The organism is Microbacterium wangyouchuni (genome assembly GCF_054072595.1).
Genome location: NZ_JBSVRM010000003.1, coordinates 378,447 through 402,977, shown reverse-complemented (window position 1 = coordinate 402,977; position 24,531 = coordinate 378,447). Strand labels below are relative to the sequence as shown.

The following is a 24,531-nucleotide window of genomic DNA, read 5'->3' as shown; positions in this document are numbered from 1 at the left end:
CAGGTTGCCGAACCTGGTGACAGGTTGCCGAACCTGTGACAGGGTACGACGAAGGCCCCGCTACCGAAGTCGCGGGGCCGCGCACGAAAAGCGGTCAGGCCTTTTCGAGCTCGTCTTCGTCTTCATCCGCGTACTCGTCCGCCCATTTATCGACGTAGGCGTTTTCGTCCGTCGGATGAGCCAGCTCGCGCTCCAGCGCAGAGTAGTTCACCGAAGGACTGTATGCCTTGAGTTCGCGGGCGATCTTTGTGTGTTTCGCCTTTTGACGGCCACGGCCCATGCGCGAGACCCCCTCACGAGTTAAGCTGTCGGACAAGCGAGTGCCCGAAGCGTTTCACGACACCGGCGCGCAGCCGGTAAGAGTAACATTTAGGATAGCACGAGGGCCAGGTCCTCTGGCCTTCGCCGGTTGGTGAAGGGAACGATTCTCATGGCAGATGCAACCTCCTCTCCGTCCGACGAAGCGGCTCAGGATGCCGCCCTGCAAAAGGCGGTGATCGTCGGGATGCAGCCGGATCAGGCGCCGCACGTCCTGCAGGAGGCGGCCCGCTTCGCAGCCCTGCTGAACGTTCCCATCGTGGTCGCTCACGTCGACGTCACGCGATTTGTCACCTATGAAGACCCGGACGGCTACGTGCACTCGGCGCCGATCGATCTGAACATCGAAGCGGGCGTCGCTGAGTTCGAAGAGGTCCAAGATCAGGCGCGGGCCCTTCTTGAGGGCAGCGCCCTCACCTGGGCCGCACGTCAGCTCGTCGGCGACCCTGCTCTTGCCATCAAGCAGCTCGCAAACAGGCTCGATGCGCAGCTCATCGTCGTCGGAACCCGCAAGCGCGGTCTCGGCGAATCGATCCGCGAATTCTTCACCGGCTCCGTGGCTGCTCGTCTCGCCCACCGGCAGCACCGCTCGGTACTTGTGGTTCCGTTGGAGCAAGAGGTCCCGGACGACCAGGCCGAGATCTGGACCGAGTAGCCGCACGGCCGCGGCTCTCGGCCTAGCTGCTGGATGAGTGCAGCGCACCGGTCACGGCGTGAGCTGCGGCATCCATCGCACTTTCGAGATCTTTCACCGTCGCTTCACTCAGCGTTCCACCCCGCGCGACGTGGGTGCGAAGGTCGGTGCGCACGCGTGCGCGGAAGTCGTTGATCGCAGCGTCGGCGCGGTGCAGCTGCTCACGACTGGATGTGCGCTCACTGGTTGCCGGCTTCGATGTCGACGGGCGACTCTTCGCGGCCGCTCGCTCATCGTGCGCTGCTGATGCGAGGTCGGCACGAAGGCTCTTCATGGCGTCCTGCACGCTCTGTCGCACCTCGTTGGCGATCAGTCGAACGGAATCGGCGAGGCCCGACTCGATGCCGGCCAGGTCGTTCTCGCGGCTGGCGAGCTCAGCGCGACCGGCGTCGGTGATCGCATAGATCGTGGTGCGACCATCGATGGTCTTACTGACCAGTCCCTCTTCCTCAAGCTTCGCAAGCCGAGGATAGATGGTGCCCGCGCTCGGAGTGTAAGTGCCCCCGGTGCGATCGGTCAGAGCCTGGATGATGCCGTAGCCGTGCTGCGGCGATTCGGCCAGCAGTGACAGCAGATAGAGGCGCAGGTCGCCGTGCGAGAAGACGGTGGGGCTCATGAGTCCCACTCCTCGTCGTCGGCTGCGGTGGTCAGCGGGCGACGCAGAACTGTCGTGTCCCCGGAGACCGAGTTCGTGCGGATGTCGACGAAGGAGCCAGCCAGCTCACCGGTGGAACCAGCGAAGCTGGTGGGTCCGGAGCTGGCGCGGTCGATGCCGTCGATCGTCACGGCGCCGCTCATCGAGCGCGCCACGTAGTTGGCAGGCAGCGTCTCTTCGAGTCGAATCGTGTTGTCGCCCGAGACGGTGTTCAGCGTGATCGAATTGACGGCGCCGCCAGCATCCACCCAGATCGCACCGGAGACGCTGTCGACAGTCGCCTTGCGGATCGAACCGGTGATGGCGACGTCGCCGGAGACGCTGTTCGCGTTCACGGAACCCGTGAGACCGCGCACCTGCACGTCGCCGGAGACGGAGTTCAGCGTCAGATCTCCGGTGTGCGTGTCGACGATGAGTTCGCCGGAGACCGTGTTCAAGCGCGCGTCGTTGGTGAGCCCGGAAACCAGGGCACCAGCGCTGACGACGCCGAGGTTCAGGGCGATGCTGCGGGGGACTGCCACGCTGACTTCGGCACGCGGCCCGCCAGAGCCGAAGTTGCGGAACACCTCGAGGAAGTTGTCCCACCCCAGCTGCGGGTGATCGATCTCGATCTGGGTGCCGTCAGATTCGATGCGCAGGTCTTTGACGCTGACTCCGTGCACCTCGATGCGGATGCCGGGTTCGTCGTGTGCGATGACATCGACCTGGCCGCGGACGAGGCCGACCTTGAGCCGGGTCGCCTGGGGGATGTCGATGACACGTTCTTCGCCGGGGGCGATGAGCCATTTCTCGGTCATGTTCTCTCCTGGGGTTGATCGTGCTTCGGTTGGTCGGTCTGGGGTTGATCGCGATATATCGCGTGTTTCGACAATAACACGATATATCTCGAGTTTGTCAAGCTTTCTTCGTTCGACAAGCACAAATGGCTCGATCCGTGGTCCCAATGCAGCCATTTGTGCCTGTTGAACGCAGCCGGAAGCGAACGGCATAGGGTCAAGACATGGACCGCCGTCGGCACCCCACGAACGCAGCGCCACTGTTCGCCGCAGCAGCGCTGAGCTATACCGCGAACTGCGCGCTGGGGACAGCTGTCGCCGCAAAACTCATTGACTCCAGTGGCTTCCGCTGGTTGCATCATGCGCTGTACATCGTGACCTGCGCCGCCAGCGCGGCCGCCGTCTCTGCGGCATGGTGGGCAACGCCGCGGAGCGCGAGTCGTCGAGCGGCGCTCGCGCTGCTTCCCGCCGCAGTGCCGCTCGCTGCGATCGCATATGTGCGAACGCACAGCCGACAGCATCCACTCATCGCTCTCGCTGCTGCCCCGTTCATCGCCAGGGGCTTCGCATTGTCGCGTCGTCCCGCAGACCGGAAGTGATCGCATGGAACTTCTCGACGCCATCCGCCGCCGTAAGACGACCAACGGTGCCTTTCTTCCCGACGCCGTCTCCGAGGAGCATCAGCGCCTGCTTCTGGAAGCCGCCGGTCGGGCACCGTCACAACTGAACAGCCAGCCGTGGCGATTCGTCGTCATCGAGAACCGCGAGACGATCGACGAGATCGCCCGTGTCTCCGGCGAGAGCATGACAGAGGCGATGTCCAACGGCACGTTCTTCGAGCGCTACAAGCCATACTTCCGCTTCAGCCAGGCCGAGATGGACTCCAAACGCAGCGGAATGCTGTTCGACAAGCTCCCTGCGGCGCTTCGACCCTTCACAAGCCAGGTGTTCACGAAGCGTGGACAGACGCTGATGAACGCCTTCGGAGTGCCGAAGACACTCGGCGCGGAGAACCGGAAGCTCGTCGCCGGCTCCCCACTGCTGCTGGGCGTGATGCTCGATCGCAGTGAGTATCGCCCGGGACAGCTGTCATCGTTCTATTCGGTGTTCAGCATGGGCGCGGCGATGGAGAATATCTGGCTGACGACGGTCGAGCTCGGCATGGGCATCCAATTCATCTCCTTCCCGATGGAAGTCCCTGGCCGCTGGGATGAGATCGTCGGGCTGCTGCGCGTTCCGGATGACCTTGAGCTGATGGCCGTCTACCGGCTCGGATATCTGCCACCAGAGGAGCGCCGACCGGCGATCGACTGGTCGAGCAGCCAGCGCAAGCTCGTCTCGCAGTACGTCTATCGCGAGAACTGCGAGACACCGCAGCAAGGCTGGGATGCTGCCACACCCGGGGCTGCGTCAACTCTGCCCTGACCTCGGGAGATTCGGCAGGTTTCGCAGCGCCGGGCCCTCGATGCGCGTCCCGTCCGGCGCGAAGCGCGACGCGTGCAGGGGGCAGTCCCACGTGCACTCCGCATCGTTCCAGTCCAGGACGCCGCCGAGGTGGGTGCATACGGCACTGACAGCGCGGGTGACGCCGTCGACAGTCGAAACGCCGACCGGGCGGCCCGCACGATTGGCCACTACACCGCTGCCCTCGGCTGGCCGCGGAACCGGTGCTGGCCGAGACTGGGCTCCGGACCATCCCGAGGCGAGGGCGGCTGCGGCGCGGCCGGTCTCGGCGGCTCCTCTGCCGATGTCGGCGGGCACCGTCAGACGCGTCCCGATCGTCCTCATCCAATCCGGACGGTCACGCCGCCTGGTACCGACGATCTCGGCGGCCAGTCGCATGGCGGCAGCCGGAGCGTTCGACAGCCCCCATTTGGCGTATCCGGTTGCGAAGCGGATGCGGCCGAGTCCGCGCGGCATCGCGCCGACGAAGGGGATGAGGTTGTGCGATTGGTAGTCCTGAGCCGACCAGCGGTGCGTCTCCTCGGCATCGGGAAAATGCTGCCGGGTCCAGGAGATGAGGTCGTCGATGGCCGCGGTCTCTCCGTGAGATCGTCCAACCGGATGCCCGTTGCCGCCGACGATGAGCTGTGCGGCGCCGCCCGGCCCATCCTCGTCCGAGACCGGACGGAGGGAACGCGTCGGCCCGTCCACGGAGATGAACGTGCTGTCCGGTACGTTCCCCGGCACCCGGAACGAGACGCAATATGACCTCAGCCCCCGCACCTTCGCGAAGTAGAGGCCGCGGTCGATGACCGGCGTTCCGGTCGCGAGCACGATGTGTGTGCTGAACAGCGGTCCGGCCGCGGTCTCGACGCGCGGTTGCGGAAGTGCGTGCGCTCCGGTGACGCGGATGCCGGTGTGCAGCGTGCCTCCTTCAGCGAGCAGCTCCCTCGCCATTGCGTGCGTGACGAGTACCGGATCGATTGTCACCTGATCGTCGAGAGCGACAGCGCCGGTGATCGGGAACGATGCCGCCGGCATGTCTTCGGCCGCTAGCATCCGGGCGGGAAGTCCGGCTTCGCGAGCGGCGGCGTGCTGGGCGCGCAGCGCATCGACGCCGCTCGCCGTCTGCGCGTACGAGTGATCTGTCCGGCGGGCGTAGGGCACGCCGGCAGTGTCGGCGAAGTCGGTCAGCCACTGCATCCCCGCGCGGTTCGCGTCGACATACGCGCGCACGAGAGCAGCCGGGTGGTGGCGACGGATATTCGCCAGTGTCAGGCCCTGGAGGAGCGACACTTTTCCGGTGTTCCCGCCCGAGGCGAGTTCGGCGACCTCGCCAGAGTCCACGACGGCCACATCCAAACCCTCCCGCGCCAGCATCACGGCGGTCGCAAGCCCGGTCAGGCCTGCGCCGACGACGATCACGTCGTGATGCACGCCGGGTTCGAACGGAGAGCGGGGAGGGGCCGTCGGGGAGACCTTCCAGAGCGGTGTCATGGCGTCAGTCAACGCCGTTATCTGCCTCGCTCACACCGCCTTGACATCGCCGTGGCGCACTGGCAAGGGAGGGGATCGGATGCCACGACTAGAGTTGCCGACGTGACCTTTCGCCGGCTGTTCCTCGTCATCGCCGGCGGCACTGTGGGAACTGCGGCTCGGCTCGGCATCGCCCTGCTGATCGCGGATGCTGGGGGCATACCGCTCGGAACGCTCGCGATCAACGTCACCGGAGCCCTGCTCATCGGTGTGCTGGCAGCCCGGATGCCACAAACATCTGACCTGCGAGTCTTCTTCGGCGCCGGCATCCTGGGCGGCTTCACGACCTACAGCGCGTTCGCGGTCGGTGCTGTCGGGCTGTGGGCGGACGCGCCTCTCGTGGCAGCGGCATACGTCGTGCTGACGCTGGCGGGTGGGATCGGCGCTGTCATTCTCGGTCTGCGCCTCGGTCGGCGCCTCGGTCGGAAGCGGGCGATCGCGTGACGCCGCTTCTGTTCGCACTCGCATCCCTCGCCGGTGGCGTCGGCGCAGGCCTGCGCTACCTCGTCGATCTCGGCGTCATGTCGGTGACGAAGGGGCGCTTCCCATGGGGGATCGTCTTCGTGAACGTCACCGGATCGTTCGCGCTCGGGGTGGTCACAGCATCCATCCCAGAGTCGGCATTCATCGTCGGCGCCGGTCTTCTCGGTGGGTATACGACCTTCAGCACCGCGATGCTCGACACGCTCGCGCTGTGGAACGACGGGCGCCGGCCCGCCTCGGTCATGCACCTGGTGGGCACACTGGTCGCATCCGTGATCGCCGCAGTCGCCGGGCTTGGAGTGGGCGCACTGCTGTGACCGCGGAATCGCTCACAGCATCCTGAATATTTGCTGTGGAATACTGACCGCGCACCTTTGTCGAGCATTTTCCTCAATCGAGAGTCTCCTGCCTTGTCGAAACTCGCTTTCTTCAGCCTGCGCAATCGCGCGCTGATCGCCCTCATCACGATCGTCGCTGCCGTGTTCGGCGGTTTGGCGTTGACCAACCTCAAGCAGGAGCTCATCCCGACGCTCGAGCTGCCGGCGCTGATCGTTATGACGACCTACCCGGGGGCGTCGCCTGAAGTTGTGGAGAACGACGTCTCGACGCCGATCGAGACTGCGATCCAGGCCGTTCCAGGCCTGGAATCCACGAGTGCCACGAGCACGACGAACGCCTCGATCATCCAGGCGATGTTCACCTATGGCGAGAACCTCGCCACGGCAGAGCAGAAGATGCAGCAGGCGATCAACCGCATCTCCTCGCAGCTGCCGGCCGATGTCGAACCGCAGGTGATGACCGTCTCGCTCGATGATCTGCCGGTGATCCAGATCGCTGTCACCGGCTTCGGTGAAGCGGATGCTGCGCAGACCGAGCTCGAGAACGTCGTGGTGCCCGAGCTCGAAGATGTCGATGGCGTGAACACCGCCGCGATCATCGGCGGCACGGGGCAGCGCGTCACGATCACCCCGGACAACGCCAAGCTCGCGGCGGCAGGTGCCAGCACCCAGGCGATCAGCAGCGCTATGGAACAGAACGGCATGCTCTTCCCCGGCGGCGACATCACCGAGAACGGTGAGACGCTCACGGTGCAGACCGGATCGAAGATCACCTCCGTCGAAGAGATCGCAGCCCTTCCTCTCATCGGCGCGGGCGTCACGATCGCCGATGTCGCCACAGTCGCACTGGAGAACGACGCGATCTCCTCGATCTCCCGCGTCAACGGCGAGGATGCCCTCTCGATCTCGATCTCCAAGCTTCCTGCCGCGAACACGGTGGAGGTGTCGGACGGGGTCATCGCCGCGCTCGACGAGCTCTCCAAGACATTCCCGGATGCCGAATTCACGATCATCTTCGATCAGGCGCCGTTCATCGTGCAGTCCATCGAGACTCTCGCCGTCGAGGGGCTGCTGGGCCTGGTGTTCGCGGTTGTCATCATCCTGGTGTTCCTGATGTCGATCCGTTCGACCCTGGTGACGGCGATCTCGATTCCCACCAGCGTGCTGATCACGTTCGTCGGGTTGCAGGCCTTCGGATACTCCCTGAACATGCTCACCCTCGGTGCGCTGACGATCGCCATCGGACGCGTGGTGGATGACTCGATCGTTGTCATCGAGAACATCAAACGTCACTACGTCGGCAGCGCCGACAAGGGCAAGTCGATCCTGCTCGCCGTGCGCGAGGTCGCCGGGGCGATCACGGCATCGACTGTCACGACGGTTGCGGTGTTCCTGCCGATCGTCTTCGTCGGCGACATGGTCGGCGAGCTGTTCCGACCGTTCGCGATGACGGTCACAATCGCGATGGTGGCATCGCTTCTGGTGTCGTTGACGATCGTGCCGGTGCTGGCGTACTGGTTCCTGCGTCCGGGTAAGGAACTCGCGGATGCGAACGGCGTCGCGATCGACCCCGAGCACCCGGATGCTCCGCCCACACGCCTGCAGCGCTCCTACCGGCCCATCCTCACCTGGACGCTGAAGCACTCCGGCGTCACGCTGGTCATGGCGCTCGTCGTTCTGGGGGGAACCCTGGCTGCGGCGCCGCTGATGAAGATCAACTTCCTCGGCGACACCGGCCAGAACACCATGACTGTCACGCAGGATCTCGGTCCGACCGCGAGCCTGGAGACCAAGGACGCCGCCGCGGCTGTCGTGGAGGAGGCGCTGCAGGGCATCGACGGAATCGAAGCCGTGCAGGTCTCGGTCGGCTCGAGCGGTTCGCCGCTGGCAGATGTGTTCTCCGGCGGCGCAGGTGTGACGTATTCGATCATGACGGCTTCCGGCGCGGATCAGGAGCAGATCCGTGCGGACGTCGCTGACGCGGTCGAGCCACTCGAAGACGTCGGCGATATCGATGTGAGCGCCGCAGCCGGATTCGGATCCACCGACATCGCCGTGAACATCTCCGCACCGAACGGAGAGACCCTCACCGAGGCGACGGAGGCGGTGACTGCAGAGCTCGACGGACGCGAGGGCATCGGCGCAGTCTCGAACAACCTCGCAGCATCCCTGCCCTACATCGCCGTGGTCGTGGACCGTCAGGCGGCAGCCGACGTCGGTCTGTCCGAGGTCGCCGTCGGCTCGATCGTGTCGAGCACGATGCGTCCGCAGCAGATCGGATCGATCGAGCTGGACGACTCCGCCCTGACGGTGTATCTCGCGGCCACCGAGCCGCCAGCGAGCCTCGAAGCCCTGCAGACGCTGGTGATCCCGAGCGCTCTCGGAATGATCGAGCTGCAGGACATCGCGGTCGTCGAGCAGCGCGAAGGCCCCACCTCGATCACCACCGAGCAGGGTCGTCGCACTTCGACGGTCACTATTCCTCCGGCGTCCGACAACCTCGCCGTCGCGACCGCTTCGGTCACCGCGGCGCTGGAAGCCGTCGACCTGCCTGATGGTGCCCGCGCCGACGTCGGCGGTGTCGCTTCGCAGCAGGCTGATTCGTTCTCGCAGCTCGGCTTGGCCATGCTCGCGGCTATCCTCATCGTCTACGTCGTGATGGTGGCGACATTCAAGTCGCTGCGTCAGCCGCTGCTTCTGCTGATCTCCGTGCCGTTCGCGGCTACCGGCGCGATCCTGCTGCAGATCATCACCGGCGTGCCGCTGGGGGTGGCCTCCCTCATCGGTGTGCTCATGCTGATCGGTGTGGTGGTGACGAATGCGATCGTGCTCGTCGACCTCGTGAACCAGTACCGCGAGAAGGGGCTCTCCGCGGTCGATGCCGTCATGGCCGGCAGCGAGAAGCGCCTGCGGCCGATTCTCATGACGGCGCTCGCGACGATCTTCGCGCTCATCCCGATGGCGCTGGGCATCACCGGGCACGGCGGGTTCATCTCGCAGCCGCTCGCCATCGTGGTGATCGGCGGTCTGATCTCCTCCACCGTGATGACCCTGATCGTGCTGCCGACGCTCTACAACCTCGTGGAGGGCGCCAAGGAGCGTCGTCGTGCGCGTAAGGGCGGACCGGATGCTGCCGCCGCTGACTCTGCCGATGGCGACGAGCCGACACCCGAGGCGCCCGCAGGGCAGCTGACACGCCGCGAACTGCGCGAGCAGCAGTCAGTCTGAGGCGTTTCGGCTCGCCCCGCTCGCGACGGTCGGGGCGAGCCGAAACGCGGCTCTAGCTGAGTTCGACGCCCCAGGACACGCTCCAGCTCTCGCCGGTTGCGAGGCGGCGGATGCCGAGACCGCTGTTGAGTGCATCGGCTGGAGCCGTCATCGGCTCGATAGCGACGGCGAGCGACTGGCCGGGGTAGCTGCTGGTGGTGTACACCTGCACGAAGTCGAAGCCCTCGCCCTGCCAGAGGGAGACCCGGCGGCCATCCGGTGCGGTCAGACTATGGCGCACACGTCTATCGGAGTCACGGTCCAGGTCGGTGAATCCGGTGTCGAGTGTGATGTCGCCCAAGCGCACACCGGCACGCAGATTCTCCGGCGCGGCGGATGTTCGCGTCGGCAGCATCCGCTCGTCGGTCTCGAACTGCGTTGCGGCGGGAATCGTGAGCATGAGATCGTGCGGATCAACGTCGCCGATCGTGACGAACGGGTGGGTTCCGAGGGCGACCGGAGCTGCGGCATCCGATCGGTTCGTCAGCGTGTGTGTCACTTCGATGCCGGCATCCGTCAGCGCGTACCTGACGGACGTTTCGACCTCATAGGGGTAGCCGGTCTGTGGGTGGATCGTCGCGCTGAGAGTAGCCGTGGCATCCGTCTGCTCGATCTCATAGGCGCTGAATCGGAGGAGTCCGTGACTGGCGTTATCGAGCTTCGGCTCGGTGAGCGCCAACTGCTGCCCGGTGCCATTGTCGTCCCAGCGTCCGTCGCGCACGCGATTGGGCCAGGGTACGAGCACGACCCCGGAGCAGGAGGGGGTAGGAATGTTCTCGGGATAGCGCGCGATGAGATCGACGCCGCCGACGGTGAGGCCGCGAAGTGATGCTCCGACCTGAGCGATCTGCGCCGTGACGGCGCCGTGCTGCAGGTGGATCTGGATGCCAGTGGGAGAGAGAGATGTCACCACGCAATCGTACGGGGGTCTTTCCCAGGTCGCTCGGATAAACTTGTGGGGTCGGCTTCGGGCAGCCGCGCTACTGCGCGGGTGTTTTTGTTCCAGTGTGAGCCCAGGGGCCGATGGTTCAACAACCATCACATGAATGGCCCCGGCCGACGAACGCCCGGGTATATCCGCCGTGCGCTGATCTCTGTGCGCCGGAGCGGACGCTGTTCTCGTGTCAGAGACAGTCAGGAAATACCATGCCCAAGAACGGCAAGCCCAAGGGCGGACGCCCCGCTCGCAACTTCGAGCCGCGTTACGCCAAGAAGACTCCCTTCCACGAGCGTCACGCTGGCGGACGTCCGGCACGCGATGAGCGGTCGGATTCCGGTGAGCAGCGCTCATCGTCGACGCGCGGTGGTTACGACCGCCGTCCGGGAAGCACAAGTCCCAATCACCGCGGCTTCCGCACCGATGAGGGCGGTGCCCCCAAGCGCCGCTGGACCGATCAGGAGCGCGCCGGACGCGATGAGGCCCGGGGCATCCGTGGCCGCGCCGAGTCCGGACGCCGCGAGACCCCTCACCACCGTGATGAGCGCCCGCGCTATGACGAGCGTCCTCGCACTGAGGGTCGTCGCTCGAACGACGACCGTCCGCGTCGCGATGATCGCGGTGGCGCCGGTGAGCGTCCTCGGTACAACAGCGAGCGTCCGCGGTTTAACAACGATCGCGGTGGCGAGCGTCCTCGTTTCAACGACGATCGTGGCGGTGACCGTCCCCGTTTCAACAACGACCGTGGTGGTGACCGTCCGCGTTACAACAACGATCGCGGCAACGACCGTCCTCGCTTCAACGACGATCGTGGTGGTGACCGCCCCCGTTACAACAACGACCGTGGTGGCGACCGTCCCCGTTACAACAACGACCGTGGTGGTGACCGTCCCCGTTACAACAGCGACGACCGTCCCCGTCAGGGCAACGACCGCGGCGAGCGTCCCCGTTACAACAACGATCGTGGAACTGAGCGCCCCCGCTTCAGCGACCGCCCGCGTTTCAACAGCGATCGCACGAACGAGCGTCCCCGCTTCAACGATGACCGCGGCGGTGACCGCCCGCGTTACAACAACGACCGAGGCAGCGATCGTCCGCAGTTCAACCGCGACGAGCGTCCGGCACGTGACACCCGTCCGAACCGTGACACCCGTCCGAACCGTGACGCGGGCGACGACCGCCCCCGGTACAACGCGCGTCCCCGTGTCGAGGGGCGTCGTTTCGAAGACGACCGTCCCCGCCGTGATGACCGCCCCCGCCGCGACGACCGCCGCGAGCAGCGCCCGAGTCGCGACGACTGGAACAAGACAGCTGCGAAGCCGTTCGAGCGGACTGAAGACGTCGTGCACGAGCGTCTTGAGGCTAAGACCATTGCCGCTCCGGAGGTCGAAGGCGCGTCATTTGCTGGCCTGGGACTTGGGGCCAATATCGTCGAGACGCTGAACACCCTGGGTGCGGCGGCGCCGTTCGCGATCCAGGCGGCGACGATCCCCGCGATTCTCGCCGGCCGCGACGTGCTCGGCCGTGGCCGCACCGGCTCTGGCAAGACCATTGCCTTCGGTGCGCCTCTTGTTGAGAACGTACTGAAGTCGCAGGCCGGCAAGCGTCGTGAGTACGGGCGCAAGCCTCGGGCGATCATTCTCGCTCCGACCCGCGAGCTTGCCCTGCAGCTGGATCGCACGATCCAGCCGATCGCCCGGAGCGTCGGCCTGTTCACCACGCAGATCTACGGTGGTGTCCCCCAGGGGCGTCAGGTCGGTGCGTTGATGAAGGGCGTCGACATCGTGATCGGAACCCCCGGTCGTATCGAAGACCTCATCAAGCAGCGCAAGCTCGACCTCTCGGAGTGCCGCATCGCAGTTCTCGATGAGGCCGACCACATGTGCGAGCTCGGCTTCGTTGAGCCGGTGCAGCGGATCCTCCGCCACACCGCAGACGGTAGCCAGAAGCTGCTGTTCTCGGCGACGCTGGACCGTGAAGTTGCAGCTCTTGTCGACGAGTTCCTTGTGGACCCGGCTGTGTATGAGGTTGCTGGCGAAGACCAGGACTCCAGCACGATCGAGCACCGTGTGCTGGTGATCGAGCACCGCGACAAGGCTGACATCCTGAGCTCTTTGGTCGACCGTGAAGGCAAGACGCTTGTCTTCGCCCGCACCCGTGCGTACGCCGAGATGCTCGCCGAGCAGTTCGATGATGCCGGCATCCCGGCGGTTTCGCTGCACGGTGATCTCAACCAGGCCAAGCGCACGCGCAACCTTGAGCGACTGACCTCTGGTCGCGTCAACGTTCTCGTTGCCACGGATGTCGCAGCCCGCGGCATCCACGTCGACGACATCGATCTGGTGATCCAGGCCGATGCCCCTGACGAGTACAAGACATACATGCACCGTTCTGGTCGTACCGGTCGCGCCGGCCGTTCAGGCCGTGTGGTCACGTTGATCACGCGTCAGCGGCAGCGTCGCATGACCGAGCTGCTGGATCGCGCCGAGATCGACGCCCCCTTCGAGCCCGCTCGTATGGGTGACGACATCATCGAGGAGATCACCGGGCGTCTGCTCACGAACTCCCAGCTGACCGCGTAACCCCGCAAGCGTTCACAACTCCTGAGAATTTGGCAGGATCTGGGCCCCGGAAGCGATTCCGGGGCCCTTCTGCGTCGTTCTTCAGGAGCTATGAACCGCGCCGCGCAACGCGAACCGCAGAATCCACCAACGCACGGAACGATCTTCCATTTCCCAATGGCAAACGGAATGTTCGTTCCATAGCCCCAGCGCGACACCTGCCTGTAACCGTCGATTCTTAGCGTCGTAGACATGCACACGGCGATCGAACGGGAACGGGCTTGGGCGCGTGCCGACCCTGCGCCGATCGGCGTGCTGGAGAGTCTGCGCGCAGCGCTCCCCTCGCTGTCCGCACGCAGTCGCCAAGCGGCCGGTTTCGTGCTCTCTCATCCCGACCGCATCGTCGGGATGTCAGCCGCCCGAATCGCTGGAGCAACGAACACCTCTGTCGGCACGGTCGTGCGGCTGTGCCACGCCGTCGGACTTCCCGGCATCCAGGAGCTCAAGCTCCGGTTGATCTCTGAACTCGGACTTGGCCGCATCGCCGACTCCGTGCCGACCGACAGCCAGGGCGCAGCAACCCTGGCGCGCATCATCGAAGACCTCTGCCGCACTGCCGCCGCGCTTGATCACGATCTCATCGAGCGACTTGCCGCCGCTCTCGGGGGAGCGGATCGCGCGCTCCTGGTCTCCAGCGGCACATCTCAGCCGCTCGCGATTGAGTTCGGCAACTGGCTGAGCTCACAGGGCCGCGCGGTGTCCTACCCGACCGACAGTGGCACCCAAGCGGCAGTCTCCCGTCAGCTGGGACCCAGTGATGTCTGCTTCGCCATCAGTCACTCGGGCGTCACCGAAGCCACGCTCGCTCCGATGCGCACGGCCGCTGCCAACGGCGCACGCACCGTCGCCCTGACGAGCTACTCCGGCGCGCCCCTGGCCCACCTGGCGGATATCGCGATCGTCGCTGGCGCCGCCGCTGACGGCGCGCGCAGCGAGGAGATGGCAAGCCGCATGGTGCACCACGCCGTTCTTCAGGTGCTCAGAACACTTCTCTCCGTCTCCCACCGCACCCCTCTCCCCAAGGAGTAATCGATGTCCAAGCGCATTCTCACAACAGTGGCCGCCGGTGCCCTCGTGCTCGCCACCACTCTTCTCACTGGTTGTGGCCCCAGCGCCGCAGGCGATGAGGCCACTCCCGCCGAAGACGGGGCATGGCCCGAGAAGATCGTCATCTCGCAGATCCCGACCGAAGATCAGACGGAGCTCGACATCGAGAGCTCTCTGGCTTTCGAGATCCTCGAACGTGAACTCGGCATTCCGATCGAGTTCCACATGGCAACCAGCTATGCGGCGACCATTGAGGCGCAGCGCGCGGGCAAGGTCGATATCGCACGGTATGGTGCCTTCTCGTACGTGCTCGCCAAGGACAGCGGCGTGAACATCGATATCCTCGGCGCGCAGGCATCGACGGCCGACGGCGAACTCGGCTACTACTCGGTCGCCAGTGTTGCTGCCGGCAGCGACATCACCTCGCTCGAGGATGCTGCGGGTAAGACGGTCTGCTTCGTCGACCCGGCCTCCACCTCGGGCTACCTCTTTCCTTCCGCCGGCCTGATCGAGGCGGGCATCGACCCCGAGGTCGATATCACGCCGATCTTCGCGGGCGGACATGACGCCTCGGTCCTCGCTCTCGTGGACGGCCAGTGCGACATCGCCTTCAGCACGGAGGGGATGGCCACCAAGCAGCTCATCGAGAGCGGTCAGGTCACCGAGGGGCAGCTCACCCAGATCTGGGAGTCGGAGCTCATCACCCCGACGCTCGCGACGGTCAGCAGTGAGCTGCCCGCTGACCTGGTCGAGAAGATCAAGGCCGTCTACCTCGAGCAGCTGAACGTGCCGGCGCTCACGGCGAGCGGCGAATGCGACACCAGCGATCCTGACGAGAAGTGCGGCATCGGCGTGTACAGCTATGAGCCGATCGAGGACGCGGACTACGACGGCGTGCGCAAGGTGTGCGAGGTCACGAAGTCCGAGGCGTGCGACATCACAAATCAGTAAGCAGATCATCCACCGGTAAATAACGGATCACTCCGCCGAGCAGTACCAGAGGAGAACAGACATGACGCACACGCCTGGCGAAATCGCCATTCGCCTCAGCAACGTCACGAAGCAGTTCAACGAGGACGTCCGCGGCCTCGATGATGTCTCCTTCGCTGTCCCCAAGGGGCAGCGACTGGTGCTGCTCGGAAAATCCGGATCCGGCAAGTCGACGATGCTGCGCACCATGAACCGGCTGCAGCAGCCGACTTCCGGAACCGTCGAGATCAACGGACGCGATATCAACGAAGTAGGGCGTCGCGACCTGCGCCGTACGCGTCGGGAGATCGGCTTCATCTTCCAGAACTTCCATCTCGTGGGCAGTATCACCGCCCTCGAGAACGTCTGCACCGGGTTCCTCGGCGGGCTTCTCGGGCCTCGCTCCGGACTCTGGATGTACCCGAAGTCGGATCGGCGCAGGGCCCTGGAACTTCTGGATCGCGTGGGACTCGCCGATCGCGCGTTCCAACGCACCGACACGCTCTCCGGCGGACAGCAGCAGCGCGTCGCGATCGCTCGAGCACTGGCGCAGAACCCGTCGATCCTGCTCGCGGATGAGCCGGTGGCATCCCTCGACCCTGACTCGAGCGCGGCGGTGCTCGAGCTGCTCACTCGCGTCAGCGACGAAGACCGGTTAACGGTCGTCTGCAGTCTTCACCAGGTGGAATATGCGCTCGGTTTCGGCGAGCGCATCATCGGTCTCAAGGATGGACGGGTCGTGCTCGACAAGACCACCGAGGGACTGAGCCGCGAAGAGGCCATGACGATCTATCGTGAGCCGATGAGCGCTGAGGGTCTGCCCACCACTGCGCAGATCACGCAGGCGACCCAGCCCAGCGCGGCAGCCGCGGTCTGACCATGAGCATCCTCCTTGAGCGTGCTGTCTCGTCGAGTGCGCAGCCTCCGATGCCCAAGAAACCACCGATGTCGTGGAGCAAGCGCGGCCTCATCGTCGTGATGCTGGGTGTGCTGGGGCTGGGCATCTGGTCGACTGTCGAGCTGCGCATCAACATCGCCACCTTCATCGACGGCTGGGACAATGCCGTCAACTTCCTCAGTCGAACGGTGCCGCTGAAGTTCCCCGAGCCGCTACGGCTCGTAGAGATGATCGGCCAGACGATCGCCATCGTCGTACTCGCCACCGTTCTCGGGCTCGTGCTCAGCCTGCCGATCGCCTTCCTTGCGGCGAAGAACACCACGGTCAACTCGACGGTGCGCGCCGTCGCCCGCTCGCTCATCGTGCTCGAACGCGCGGTTCCTGACTTCATCATCGCCATCTTCTTCGTGCGGGTGTTCGGTCTCGGCGCCCTCCCCGGCATCCTCGCCCTCGGCATCGGGTCGATCGGCTTCATGGCGAAGCTCTTTGCGGATGCCATCGAAGAGGTCGATCCCGGTCCTCGCGAGGCACTGCGCGCTGCCGGTGCCAGTACGTTCCAGCAGATCGTTGGCGGGGTCCTGCCGGGGCTGCGCCCCACCCTCGTGGCGACGACCCTGCACGCCTTCGACATCAACCTGCGTGGGTCAGTGATCCTCGGGTTCGTCGGCGTTGCCGGCATCGGTATGTACATCTCGGCTGCGCTGGACACGATGAACTATCAACTCGGCCTCGGGCTGACGCTGGTCCTGCTGATCCTGTGTCTGATCGCGGAGCTCGTCTCCGGCCTCGTACGCAAGGCCCAACTCGGGCACGAGTCTGCGTCTTCATCGAAGTCGCGACGCTGGCTCACCGTTCTGCTTCCGCATCTGCCGGAGAAGGGCTGGGCGAAGGGTAAGACGACTCCCGCCGAGCGTCGCGCCGCGGCCGCAGGCCGCGTCTCGCCGCCGTGGAATCGCCAGCGCATCAACCGGACCTGCTGGAGCGTCTTCACCGCGCTGCTCGTGCTCGGCTCGGCGATGGCATCCGGTGTCTCTCTCAGCCAGCTCGCCGGCGGTTTCGCCAAGGCGCTGGAGACCATCGGGCTGTACTTCCCGCCGTCGGACGGTGGCATTCCGGAGAAGCTGATTTTCTCCATGCTCGAGACCGTGCAGATGGGCCTGGCTGGTACTGTCATCGGTCTCATCGTCGCGATTCCGTTCGGGCTGCTCTCGGCCCGCACGATCGCGCCGAATGACACGGTGGCCGCGATCTTCCGTGGCATCGTCGTAACCATTCGAGCGGTGCCCGGAATCATCGTCGGTATCTTCTTCGTGGTGATCACCGGCCTCGGCGCGACGGCAGGAGCGCTCGCGCTCGCGGTTGGAGCCATCGGATTCTTCAGCAAGGTGATCGCTGATTCGCTGGAGGAGGTCGATGTGCGAGTCGCGCACGCCATTCGCTCCTCCGGGGCGAGTAGTACGCAGACCTTCTTCGCGGCCACGCTGCGCCAGGTCGCCCCCGCTCTCTCGGCACACACGCTGCATCAGCTCGACTCCAACCTGCGTGCTGCCACCGGCCTCGGCATCATCGGGGCCGGTGGCATCGGCTTCTACATGATGAACGCATCTCGAGTGCTCGAGTACGGCGTCGTCACCAGCTGCCTCATCCTCGTCGTGATCACCGTGCTGCTCTCCGAAGCGCTCGCGGTGTGGGCGCGACGCGAAGTCCAATGACCCCGTCCACGGACGGGGCCGAAGAAAGAAGGGTCACCATGACCGATTCGCTCACCAGGGCGGAGATCACCTCCGAACTGAACATGGCGGATGCCACAGCCGTGATTGCGCTCTCGCACGCGTGCCTGGCGGATGACGCAGATGTCGTCATCACCCGCTCGCCTGTCGTCGGCACCGTCGTCACCCAGGTGCGGGAGCCGGTCGCAGAGGAGCGCTTCATCCTCGGCGATGTGCTCGTCACGCAGGCAGAGGTGCGCCGTCGCGGCGTCGACGGTTGGACGATGCGCATGGGCGCCGACCGCCTCGCCGCGCTCGCCGCGGCGATCTGCGCCACCGAATACCTCGCGGACGGACCCCGCAGTGGCGAGGTCGTCGCACTCTGCGAGAGCACTCGCACCGCACGCGAGACGGCGCGCGCGGCGGAATGGAAACGGCTGTCCGCATCCATCGTCGAATTCGAGGAGATCCCGTGACTTTCATCGACGTACCCCGGGTTGCACCCGCCTGGGATCAGCTGCGTGAGCTCACCCCGACCGTCTCGCAGCAGGTCTTCCGGGCGATCATGGATGCTTTCGCTCGCCCAGGAACCGTGCAGCGCGTCTCCACCGAGGGTCTTCCCGAAGGCGTGCCTGCCGCAGCGCTGCCGCTGCTGGCGCTGGCCGACATCATGACCCCGATCGGTGCCCTGCGTTCTGCGGATGATGCACACCTCGACGCGGAAGCCGTCACCGCTGCGATCGCGGCGATCGGACGTGTCGTCGCCGCGCGCGTCGTCGATGCCGCCGACGCCCGCTACGCCTTGGCTCTCGCCGAGTCCGCCGAGTTGGGACTGCTCTCTCCCGGCATCCACTGGGCGCCCGAGAAAGGGACGACGCTCGTGCAGCGCGTCGAGGCGATTCACGTCGGCGCGGCCGCTCCGCGGTGGCGACTCACCGGCCCGGGCATCCCGCCGCATGCTCCCGTCGAACTGAGCGTCGACGGGCTCGGCGATCGCTTCGTCGACGCCCGCGACCTGCTGGTCTCCGACTACCCGGCGGGCATCGACAGCATCCTCATGGCTGATGACGGCGAGCTCATCGCGCTGTCCCGGACCACCCGAATCGAGAAGATCTGATGTACGCAGGAACCAACAAGGGCGGCACGGAGGCGATCATCGCTGCCGAGCGCCTCGTGCTCGAGCGTCGTTCCAGCCTCGACCAGGCACTCACGGTCGAGGCCGTCATCCAGAGCTTTCCGATGGCGATCGACCGGATCATGGGTGAGGGCGGTCTCTGGGATCCGGCCACGGCCGCGGCGGCTTACCTTCAGGGCAGCGGAGACATCTCCGAGGCCGTGCACCTCATCCGTGCGCACCGCTCGACGCTGCCGCGGCTTACGCACAGCGAGCCGCTGAACCCGCGCGAGATGAAGCTGCTGCGTCGCGTCGTCTCCACCCAGCGTCAGCCCGACGGGCCCATCCTGCTCGGCGAGACGGTCGACTACACCGCCCGCATCCTTCATGACGGCCCTGACCTGCCGCTGCCGATCGTCGAGCCCGTCGATGAGACGCCGCTGGAGCACCCGGCTGATGAGCCGTTCCGCCGGTTCCGCGACTATCTCGCCGACAAGGGAGTGCTGGTCGATCGTGCGTTGGAGACCGACGAGGAGCCGTTCGACATCCAGATGGTCGCCGCTCAGTTGCCTGCCCAGCGCTCAGCTGTGCTTTCGGCATCGGCCCAGGCCGACACCGGTGCGCTGATCAACATCTGGTACCAGTCGATCCTCGGCCCTGACTCTTATGCCGCAGAAGCAGTCACTCTCGGCGAGGTGCGCCACGGCCGCCTGCCACTGCGCGTCGCCGATCCGCACACCGGCGAGTTGGTGCAGATCGGCGAGTTGCGCGCATCCGAATGCGAGGCGGTAGCCTCACTCGGCGGCATGCGGGGAGAGGATCCGACGACGTTTGACGTCGGCTACGCGATGGCGTTCGGACACAACGAGCGCAAGGTGATCGCGGCAGCCAGCCTCGATATGTCGATCGTGCGTTTCAAGGACACCGAGACCGGTCGGCGCCTGGAGCAGGTGATGCTCTTCACCACCGACGGGCTCTCCGCGAGCGGATTCCTCGAGCACCTGAAGCTGCCGCACTACGTGACGTTCGAATCCAAGCTGGATGCCTCATTGGCCGCTCGCGCCGAGCAGGATGCTGAACTCGAACGGCTTCTCGCCGATCACCACCAGGAAGGGGGCATCTGATGACCATGCTGGCCGATGCCGAGACGCCCGTCGATGAGGGCGTGGATCTGCTCGCCGAGATGCTGCCGGAGGACGCCCACGAGGGGCGTCCGGTGGTCATGGACGAGCAGGCCAAACGCGAAGCCCGTCGCGCCGTGATTGCCGGAATCTGCGTGCCCGGATACATCGTTCCGTTCGGATCCCGAGAGATGCCGGTGGCTCGCGGCTGGGGCTCCGGTGGCCTGCAGGTGACGCTGGCGATCGGCGGTACCGACGACCAGGTCAAGGTCATCGATCAGGGCGATGAGGAAGGTGTGAACGCGGTGAACCTCCGTCGCCTGATTATCGGCACGCTGGGAGCTGCTGCCACCGCCGACACCGAGGTCGCCACGATCGTGCAGTCGCGTCACCGCGTGCCGGAAGAAGCGATGAGCGTTCAGCACACCCTCGTACTGCAGGTTCCGCAGTCTGAGCCGTTGCGCGCGGTAGAGAAATCCGTCTACGAATGCAAGCGTCGGCATGCCGACGCCGACTACGCCAAGATGTGGGTGCTGCTCTACGAGCGGCTCGCGTTGACGGGCGTGATGGGAACCGGCACCGGTCACCCGGTGATGGTGCACGACCGCTACCTCATGGCGCCGAGCCCGATCCCACGGTGGGACATCCCTCGTCTGCACCAGAGCGAACATCTGACGCTACTCAGCCACGGTCGCGATAAGAAGATCTATGCGGTGCCGCCGTACACCGATGTCGAGCCGCTGAGCTTCGATGACGTGCCATTCGAGGTCGAGTACCTCGAGGGTGTGCGCTGCGCGAAGTGCGGCACCGAGGCGTCCTTCATGGTGGAGACGAAGACGAACGAGCACATCTGCTCGGACGTGCAGTTCTGCCTCAAGGTGCGCGCCGGCGAGGCCGACCTCGAGGCACATGACGCGCTCATCCCTCACCGGTACTTCCCTGATCCGAGCAAGCGTGTGCGCGCGCGGTCGGCGGTGGAGGTCGGCCTGCCGGTTCCGCCACCGGCCGGTGTCACCGCCCCGGGTGCGGACTGGTCGTTGAAGGTCGAAGGCCTCGGCAAGATCTACCGTGGCAGCCGCGGATCGAGTGAGGTCATCGCCGCAGCAGATGTCTCGTTCGATGTCGCGCCGGGGGAAGCGCTCGGTGTGATCGGCGAGTCGGGTTCGGGCAAGTCGACGGTGATGAAATGCATCATCGGCGACGAGGCGGATGCCACCGGATCGGTGCGCATCGGTGCTGTGCAGGAGGGCACGAGTAACCTGCTCGACCTGGATGCTTCGGCGAGACGTCGTCTGCGCACGAACACGCTCAGCGTCGTATACCAAGATCCGGCGATGGGCCTGGACCTGAATATCTCGGCCGGTGGCAACATCGCCGACGCCCTGATCGCGGCCGGATGGCGCTCGTACCACATGATCCGCAGACGTGCCGCGGAGCTGCTCGCCCGAGTGGACGTTCCGTTGGAGCGCATGGACGACGTGGTCGGACAGTTCTCTGGCGGGATGCGTCAGCGGGTGCAGATCGCGAAAGCACTCGCCACCGACCCACAGGTGCTGCTGCTCGATGAGCCGACCACCGGTCTGGATGCCTCGGTAGCTGCCGGCGTCCTCGACCTGCTGCGTGAGCTGCTGACCGAACGCGAGCTCGCGGTGGTCGTGGTGAGCCACGATTTTTCGGTTATCAAAGCGCTCACCGACCGCGCCGTCGTGATGCGTCAGGGCCGTGTGATCGAGCAGGGCCTCACGGATCAGCTGCTCGCCGATCCGCACCACCCCTACACCCAGCAGCTCGTCGCTGCCGCGCAAAGCTGAGAGGCATCATGAATACGAGCATCCGGAAACCGATCCTTTCGGTTCGTGAGCTGAGTAAATCATTCACCCTGCATGCGATCGACCGCACGGTTGCCTCGCTGCGCGCGGTGTCGTTCGACCTGATGCCCGGTGAGCACCTTGCGCTGGCCGGTGCCAGCGGTGCGGGCAAGTCGAGCCTGCTGCGCTGCATCTACCGCAACTATCTGCCGGACTCCGGCACTGTGGTTCTGCACGACGGGGAGCGCGACGTCGAGCTGACCGCCCTCGACGACCGGGCGATGGCGCGGATCCGCGGTCGTGATTTCGGATATGTGTCACAGTTCCTTAACGCCCCGCCGCGGCAGGGTCCGCTCAAGCTCGTCGCCGCGGCCGCGCGTCGCCGAGGGCTGGACGACGCGGTCGCCACGGAAGCGGCAGCCCTGGCCCTGCGCAGGCTCGGCATCGAAGAGCGGCTGTGGGATGTCGACTGCAGTGTGCTCTCCGGAGGGGAGCGCCAGCGTGTGAACCTGGCCGCGGGCACAGTCAGCCCGCCCCGGCTGCTGCTGCTCGATGAGCCGGTCTCCGCGCTGGACCCAGCGAACCGCGTCCTCGCGCTCGAGGTGATCGAGGATCTTCGACACCGTGACGTCAGCGTGCTGGCGGTCTATCACGACATGAAGATCATCCGCCGGGTGGCGAACCGCGTGCTCTACATGGAAGATGGCGCGATCGTCGCTGACGGCGGTGTCGATGAGGTGCTCGACGCCGGGCACCGGGTACTGGATGAGGTGTACGCATGAGCGGCGTGATCGCTGAAGAACGTACAGGCGGGCGCTGGTCGTTCGGTGCGAATCCGTCGAGCTACGTGCTCGGTGACGTGCGAGTCGTGCTGCCGCATGCCGTCACCGAGCGTGCGAGTGTGGTCGTCGAGGACGGCCGGATCGTCGAGATCATCGAGGGTTCGTCGCTGGCCTCCGATGTTGAAGGCTCCGGGATGCTGTTGATGCCCGGTCTCATCGACGTGCACAGCGATGCGCTGGAGAAAGAGCGCGTGCCGCGTCCGGCGGCTCCGCTGCCTTTGGACTTTGCGCTGCGTTCCTTCGATGCGAAGGTGGCGGCGGCAGGCATCACGACGATCTTCCACGGTGCAGGATTCCATCGGAAGATCGCCGGCGGAATCAACCGCACGCCGGTCTCGGCGTTGGAGACGTGCGAGGCGATCGACGTGTTCTTCAGCGATCGGGTCGATCACCGCGTGCTGCACCGTTTTGATGTGCGCGGCGATGAGGGGGCCCAGCTGATCCGGCAGCGTCTGGAAGCACGCCCCGCGGATGCCGAGCCGATCCTGCTCTCGCACGAAGACCACACGCCAGGGCAGGGGCAGTACGCCGACGTCGAGCACTTCATCGATGCTCTCGTCGTCGGTGGAACAGATCGTGAGACCGCGCGATTGAACGTCGAAAATCGGATGGCGGATGCTGCGCGCACCGATCCTATCCGCGACGAGAACCTCCGCTGGGCGGGTGCTCAGGCACGGGCCGGACGGGCGCGTCTCGTCGGCCACGACCTCGACTCCGCGGATGCCGTGGATGCGCTGGTCGAACGTGGGGGCGCGGTCGCCGAGTTTCCCACCACGCTCGAAGCCGCGCGGCGCGCGCGTGAGCAGGGCCTCGTGATCGTCGCCGGTGCGCCGAACGTTCTGCGCGGCGGCTCGCACTCGGGCAACGTCGGGGCGGTCGAGCTTGTGCGTGCCGGTCTCGTCGACGCTCTGGCATCCGATTACCTGCCCAGCAGTCTGCTCGCGAGTGCCGTGTTGCTCGCTCGCGACAGGGTGCTGGCGCTTCCCGAGGCCGTCGGGCTGGTCAGTGCGGGTGCAGCGCGGGCAGCCGGGCTGAGTGATCGCGGCCGCATCGTGCCAGGGGAGCGTGCGGACTTCACCCTGGTCGATGATCGCGCGCAGTGGACGACGGTCGTGACGACCTTCAGCGCGCCGAAGGATGCCGCATGCTGACGCCGAAACGCCATCTTCTCCTCATCGGCATCGACGGACTGCGTGTTGATCGCGCATTCGGCACCGGGCTTGCGCCCGCTCTGGACGCTCTGGCCGCTCGCGGTTCGATGCAGCCCGCGACAGTCGAGGGACCGACGATCTCGGGGCCCAGCTGGCTGAGCATCCTCACCGCCAAGACGCAGGAAGAGCACGGGGTGTTCGATAACACCTTCGTCGGACGCCGCACGCCGGTAGACGAGGATCTCTTGGCCCGTGCCTGGCGTGAGGACCCCGCGGCGCGCACGATCGCGCTGTCGAGCTGGCCGGGCATCGCCCACCCGGACGGACCCGGTCCGGTCGTCTCGACCCGCGCCGAGCAGATCGACGAGGGGCTCCACAAGAACATCGTGATCAATCGGGAAGATCACGATGACGATCCGGATGTTGAGGTCTGTCGGCAGGCGCTGATCGAGCTAGATGAGCACACACCCGATGTCGCGTTCGTCTACTTCTGGATGACCGATCATGTCGGTCATGCCTCGGGTGGACTGTCCGTCGAGTACGACGAAGCCATTCGCACTACGGATGCTCGCGTCTCGCAGCTGCTCGATGCCGTGGAACGTCGTGTCGCTGAGGAAGGGGAGGAGTGGCTGGTCGCGGTCACAACAGACCACGGACACACGGATGGGGGCGGCCACGGCGGCGACTCCGAACTTGAGCGTCGCACGTTCCTGCTCGTTGCATCCTTCGGCACCCCGGCGGTCGAAGTGCCTGCCGGCATCCGTCCGGTGGAGTTCTCGACGCTCCTGTTGAACGCCCGCTGAG

Annotated in this window: 23 protein-coding genes; 18 read left to right on the top strand and 5 right to left on the bottom strand. The window is 65.6% G+C overall.

Annotation, left to right across the window (positions count from 1 at the left end; genetic code table 11):
- Nucleotides 1-94: 94 nt before the first annotated feature.
- Nucleotides 95-280 (bottom strand): DUF3073 domain-containing protein, encoded by a 186-nt coding sequence (locus ACW5CM_RS06955; RefSeq protein WP_438252868.1) that lies wholly within the window; start codon nucleotides 278-280, stop codon nucleotides 95-97.
- A 150-nt stretch (nucleotides 281-430) separates the two neighbouring features.
- Between ACW5CM_RS06955 and ACW5CM_RS06950 the strand changes: the two genes are divergently transcribed.
- On the top strand, nucleotides 431-973 hold the full coding sequence (locus tag ACW5CM_RS06950; RefSeq protein ID WP_438252869.1) for a universal stress protein: 543 nt from the start codon (nucleotides 431-433) through the stop codon (nucleotides 971-973).
- A 22-nt stretch (nucleotides 974-995) separates the two neighbouring features.
- Here ACW5CM_RS06950 and ACW5CM_RS06945 read toward each other — a convergent pair whose 3' ends face one another.
- Nucleotides 996-1,628, bottom strand: a complete 633-nt coding sequence (locus tag ACW5CM_RS06945; RefSeq protein WP_457124596.1) for a PadR family transcriptional regulator — start codon at nucleotides 1,626-1,628, stop codon at nucleotides 996-998.
- Entirely contained in the window at nucleotides 1,625-2,464 is an 840-nt protein-coding gene (locus tag ACW5CM_RS06940) for a DUF4097 family beta strand repeat-containing protein (protein WP_438252871.1), read from the bottom strand. The genes ACW5CM_RS06945 and ACW5CM_RS06940 overlap by 4 nt, the downstream gene beginning before the upstream one ends.
- 203 nt (nucleotides 2,465-2,667) lie before the next feature.
- Here ACW5CM_RS06940 and ACW5CM_RS06935 point away from each other — a divergent pair, with 203 nt between their 5' ends.
- The gene (locus ACW5CM_RS06935; protein WP_438252872.1) at nucleotides 2,668-3,042 is read left to right on the top strand and encodes a hypothetical protein; all 375 of its coding nucleotides are present in this window, start codon (nucleotides 2,668-2,670) and stop codon (nucleotides 3,040-3,042) included.
- Nucleotides 3,043-3,046: 4 nt separating this feature from the next.
- Entirely contained in the window at nucleotides 3,047-3,868 is an 822-nt protein-coding gene (locus ACW5CM_RS06930) for a nitroreductase family protein (RefSeq protein ID WP_457124595.1), read from the top strand.
- On the opposite strand, the gene ACW5CM_RS06925 is transcribed toward ACW5CM_RS06930, so the two are convergent.
- On the bottom strand, nucleotides 3,854-5,383 hold the full coding sequence (locus tag ACW5CM_RS06925) for an FAD-dependent oxidoreductase (protein ID WP_457124594.1): 1,530 nt from the start codon (nucleotides 5,381-5,383) through the stop codon (nucleotides 3,854-3,856). The two genes, ACW5CM_RS06930 and ACW5CM_RS06925, sit on opposite strands and share 15 nt — an antisense overlap.
- Nucleotides 5,384-5,485: 102 nt before the next feature.
- On the opposite strand from ACW5CM_RS06925, the gene ACW5CM_RS06920 reads away from it, so the two are divergent.
- The 3 genes from ACW5CM_RS06920 to ACW5CM_RS06910 all read left to right on the top strand — a co-directional run bounded on the left by ACW5CM_RS06920 (nucleotide 5,486) and on the right by ACW5CM_RS06910 (nucleotide 9,471).
- Complete coding sequence (locus ACW5CM_RS06920; RefSeq protein ID WP_457124593.1) at nucleotides 5,486-5,866, top strand: fluoride efflux transporter FluC; 381 nt, start codon at nucleotides 5,486-5,488, stop codon at nucleotides 5,864-5,866.
- Nucleotides 5,863-6,222, top strand: a complete 360-nt coding sequence (locus ACW5CM_RS06915) for a fluoride efflux transporter FluC (RefSeq protein ID WP_457124592.1) — start codon at nucleotides 5,863-5,865, stop codon at nucleotides 6,220-6,222. The genes ACW5CM_RS06920 and ACW5CM_RS06915 overlap by 4 nt, the downstream gene beginning before the upstream one ends.
- A gap of 93 nt (nucleotides 6,223-6,315) precedes the next feature.
- Nucleotides 6,316-9,471, top strand: a complete 3,156-nt coding sequence (locus ACW5CM_RS06910; protein ID WP_438252877.1) for an efflux RND transporter permease subunit — start codon at nucleotides 6,316-6,318, stop codon at nucleotides 9,469-9,471.
- 52 nt (nucleotides 9,472-9,523) lie between these two features.
- Here ACW5CM_RS06910 and ACW5CM_RS06905 read toward each other — a convergent pair whose 3' ends face one another.
- Nucleotides 9,524-10,420 carry an aldose 1-epimerase family protein gene (locus tag ACW5CM_RS06905; protein WP_457124591.1) on the bottom strand — a complete coding sequence of 299 codons (897 nt, stop codon included), beginning with the start codon at nucleotides 10,418-10,420 and terminating at the stop codon, nucleotides 9,524-9,526.
- 236 nt (nucleotides 10,421-10,656) lie between these two features.
- Between ACW5CM_RS06905 and ACW5CM_RS06900 the strand changes: the two genes are divergently transcribed.
- The 12 genes from ACW5CM_RS06900 (at nucleotide 10,657) to ACW5CM_RS06845 (ending at nucleotide 24,530) form a co-directional block, all read left to right on the top strand.
- The gene (locus ACW5CM_RS06900) at nucleotides 10,657-13,029 is read left to right on the top strand and encodes a DEAD/DEAH box helicase (protein WP_457124590.1); all 2,373 of its coding nucleotides are present in this window, start codon (nucleotides 10,657-10,659) and stop codon (nucleotides 13,027-13,029) included.
- A 231-nt stretch (nucleotides 13,030-13,260) separates the two neighbouring features.
- Complete coding sequence (locus ACW5CM_RS06895) at nucleotides 13,261-14,097, top strand: MurR/RpiR family transcriptional regulator (protein ID WP_457124589.1); 837 nt, start codon at nucleotides 13,261-13,263, stop codon at nucleotides 14,095-14,097.
- A 3-nt stretch (nucleotides 14,098-14,100) separates the two neighbouring features.
- Nucleotides 14,101-15,066, top strand: a complete 966-nt coding sequence (locus ACW5CM_RS06890; protein ID WP_439255645.1) for a phosphate/phosphite/phosphonate ABC transporter substrate-binding protein — start codon at nucleotides 14,101-14,103, stop codon at nucleotides 15,064-15,066.
- A 61-nt stretch (nucleotides 15,067-15,127) separates the two neighbouring features.
- On the top strand, nucleotides 15,128-15,961 hold the full coding sequence (gene phnC, locus ACW5CM_RS06885) for a phosphonate ABC transporter ATP-binding protein (protein ID WP_438252882.1): 834 nt from the start codon (nucleotides 15,128-15,130) through the stop codon (nucleotides 15,959-15,961).
- Between the two features lie 2 nt (nucleotides 15,962-15,963).
- Complete coding sequence (phnE, locus tag ACW5CM_RS06880; protein WP_438252883.1) at nucleotides 15,964-17,694, top strand: phosphonate ABC transporter, permease protein PhnE; 1,731 nt, start codon at nucleotides 15,964-15,966, stop codon at nucleotides 17,692-17,694.
- Between the two features lie 38 nt (nucleotides 17,695-17,732).
- Nucleotides 17,733-18,167 carry a phosphonate C-P lyase system protein PhnG gene (locus tag ACW5CM_RS06875; RefSeq protein WP_457124588.1) on the top strand — a complete coding sequence of 145 codons (435 nt, stop codon included), beginning with the start codon at nucleotides 17,733-17,735 and terminating at the stop codon, nucleotides 18,165-18,167.
- Nucleotides 18,164-18,808: a phosphonate C-P lyase system protein PhnH gene (phnH, locus tag ACW5CM_RS06870; RefSeq protein WP_457124587.1), complete on the top strand. Its 645-nt coding sequence runs from the start codon at nucleotides 18,164-18,166 to the stop codon at nucleotides 18,806-18,808. The genes ACW5CM_RS06875 and phnH overlap by 4 nt, the downstream gene beginning before the upstream one ends.
- A complete protein-coding gene (locus ACW5CM_RS06865; protein WP_438252886.1) occupies nucleotides 18,808-19,929 on the top strand; it encodes a carbon-phosphorus lyase complex subunit PhnI in 1,122 nt (373 codons plus the stop codon). Before phnH ends, ACW5CM_RS06865 begins: the two co-directional genes overlap by 1 nt.
- On the top strand, nucleotides 19,929-21,737 hold the full coding sequence (locus ACW5CM_RS06860) for an alpha-D-ribose 1-methylphosphonate 5-phosphate C-P-lyase PhnJ (protein ID WP_457124586.1): 1,809 nt from the start codon (nucleotides 19,929-19,931) through the stop codon (nucleotides 21,735-21,737). Before ACW5CM_RS06865 ends, ACW5CM_RS06860 begins: the two co-directional genes overlap by 1 nt.
- A gap of 8 nt (nucleotides 21,738-21,745) precedes the next feature.
- A complete protein-coding gene (locus ACW5CM_RS06855) occupies nucleotides 21,746-22,516 on the top strand; it encodes an ATP-binding cassette domain-containing protein (protein ID WP_438252888.1) in 771 nt (256 codons plus the stop codon).
- Nucleotides 22,513-23,727 carry an alpha-D-ribose 1-methylphosphonate 5-triphosphate diphosphatase gene (locus ACW5CM_RS06850; protein ID WP_438252889.1) on the top strand — a complete coding sequence of 405 codons (1,215 nt, stop codon included), beginning with the start codon at nucleotides 22,513-22,515 and terminating at the stop codon, nucleotides 23,725-23,727. The genes ACW5CM_RS06855 and ACW5CM_RS06850 overlap by 4 nt, the downstream gene beginning before the upstream one ends.
- Complete coding sequence (locus ACW5CM_RS06845; protein WP_457124585.1) at nucleotides 23,721-24,530, top strand: alkaline phosphatase family protein; 810 nt, start codon at nucleotides 23,721-23,723, stop codon at nucleotides 24,528-24,530. Before ACW5CM_RS06850 ends, ACW5CM_RS06845 begins: the two co-directional genes overlap by 7 nt.
- Nucleotide 24,531 lies beyond the last annotated feature (1 nt).